Below are 2,445 nucleotides of genomic sequence, written 5' to 3' on the forward strand. Positions count from 1 at the left end.
CATTTATCTCTTGGATCTCCTCTGAGAGAACGCCATCCTAAATAACTTCCAGCTAAGGCTACGGCTACGGCTCCGGCTCCGGCTCCGGCTCCGGCTCCGGCTCCGGCTAAGGCTAAGGCTACGGCTACGGCTACGGCTAAGGCTAAGGCTCCGGCTAAGGCTAAGGCTACGGCTACAGTTAAGGCTAAGGCTACGGCTCCGGTGAAGTCTCCGGCTAAGGCTAAGGCTAAGGCTAAGGCTCCGGCTAAGGCTCCGGCTAAGGCTAAGGCTAAGGCTAAGGCTAAGGCTACGGTGAAGTCTCCGGCTAAGGCTCCGGTGAAGTCTCCGGCTAAGGCTAAGGCGTAGGCTACGGCTAAGGCGTAGGCTACGGCTCCGCCTACGGCTACGGCGATGTTTAAACCCTGACGAATAATGGCAATCAAGATAGAAATTAGAACTAAAATAATAATAATTCCTAAAATTGGCTCTATCTCTTCAGCATCTGAGCGAAAAAAGTAAGTTATAAATGCAGGACTAAAAATCGAGAAGAATCCTAAAAATGCTGAAATTAACCAAGAAATTGAAACAAGAATAATCACCCATCGTTTTTGTAGCCCGGCTTTGGCTTGATGGAAAATAGTACCTTTGAGATTAGCCCCCTTAAAATTAGTCCCTCTGATATCACATCCACTAAAATCCGCTCCTGAAAGATTTTGTCCTCGAAAAGATTGCCCTCTTAAACTAAGATTGCGGAAATCTCTTTTTCCTTCACCATACTTCTGGAGTATTTCTGTTGCTTTCATGAGGTCTTCACACTGTTTTTCAGAATCCTTGATTGATTATTGTTATAACCTATGTTTAACGAAGGCAGAAGGCAGATGACAAGAAAAATGTAGAATTTAGAACTTAGAATGTAGAATTGGAAGCTAGTAAGCTAAAAACAGTATAATTCTAAATTCTGACTTCTTAATTCTTAATTCTTTTAACCTCTTCCATTACCGTTAAAGGATAAGTAATTCCGGACTCATCCTTTAACCAGCGATCGCCATTTTGTTCTACAACCGTCCCCTCAACCTTAACCATTCCCATTGGGTGGGGGACGAAGCCTTGTAAAAACTGACCTATCTCATATTTAGGGGTTTCTTTAGCTGTCAATGAAGCTCCCTTCAAGTTTTGGTAAAACTCCAACAGCTGATCGTCGGTTAGACGCTGGCGAGAACTTACCCCATATTGGTTAACCAGGTAGTCTTTACCGATCGCTGTTGTCCACCCCAACCTTTCCATTTCTACATCAATCCTCCCAATCAACTCATCTCTCCCAACAATTTTATGATGGGTTATGGGGGCTTGTTTTTCCTCTGAAACCGTTACGGATGTTGAACTTGACGACTGTGACGGGTTATTTTCAGTTTCTTCTATTTTTTCTTTAGGAGGTTCTACAACCCTTGATGGTTTTTCTAGAAGTGCAACAGCCGTTGATTGATTTTTCTCTGAACTGCTAGAAAACCCATCATACCCGTCAGATTCATCATTGGTGCTGGTTTCAGCCGTCATACTCTCCGTCATAAAGCCATCTATTTCATCTCCTCTATAATCTAGGGGAGTATAAAGACCTTCAATCAATGGCAGTTTTTCCTCATCTAAGTGATCCCGAATTTTTAACCCCTCGATGAAAGCTCCTTTAGTATTTCTTCCTTTCCTAATGGAGAAACCTAATTGGTTCTTACATAAATCTAAGAGTAAATATGAGAAACGAGTCAAGGAAACGGCATTAACCCCTGTTAACGAGCAATAATCGCAATAATTGGCGTATAACCAGATGTGTTCCTTAGACTCACTCAAGGGGGACTTGCATCCGACCTGCGTTTCATAGCCATCGATGTAGACAACCTTCTCATTTAGCCACCCTGCGATGCTATTAGTGTCTATTAAGTTCTCCAGCTTGCTTTTAAGGAGTCCTGGGGCGTGAGTAAAGGGGTCTTTGATAATCTTAGTCGCTTCGTCTGGATTCATCTCTAAGACCCAATTAAGTAGCCCTGGGATAAATGGGGCAAATTCCCCTACTAAATTATTCTCCTGATCATGGCCAATCAGTTTCCGTTGCTCCTTATCTGGGATACGCTTGGTCATGGACAAGGGAATTTCTCGTCTGTACAATCCGCTGGTATAGTCCCCAGTTTTAATCGGCTCATTCGAGGTAATCATCACCATTGCATTGGGATAGAAACTTTCTAACGCCTGCTTAAATTTCTGCTCGAACCTTAAGCGATCGCCGCCTGTCAATGCCTTAAGTTTTTTGACCCCTTTATAGCTAACTGCCTCCTGGAGAATCACCAAAAGCTTGTCTTTGATATTAGCCGTCTCAAACTTATCCTTTTCAAGAATCTCCAAGTCAGTGATAAACACATTCTCTATTCCAACAAGTGCGATCGCTAATTGAGTTAACGTTGACTTACCACTTCCGCC

Annotated in this window: 2 protein-coding genes; both read right to left on the reverse strand. The window is 43.2% G+C overall.

The features are described from left to right. The coding region (locus P9B04_RS20775; protein WP_342056878.1) for a pentapeptide repeat-containing protein at positions 1 to 782 on the reverse strand (782 nt) is incomplete at its 3' end. A gap of 163 nt (positions 783 to 945) precedes the next feature. Next, on the reverse strand, positions 946 to 2,445 hold a 1,500-nt coding region (locus tag P9B04_RS20780; RefSeq protein ID WP_342056879.1), incomplete at its 5' end, for a DUF5906 domain-containing protein.

Origin of the sequence: Crocosphaera sp. Alani8 (genome assembly GCF_038442745.1) — a bacterium.
Taxonomy (GTDB): Bacteria; Cyanobacteriota; Cyanobacteriia; order Cyanobacteriales; family Microcystaceae; genus Crocosphaera.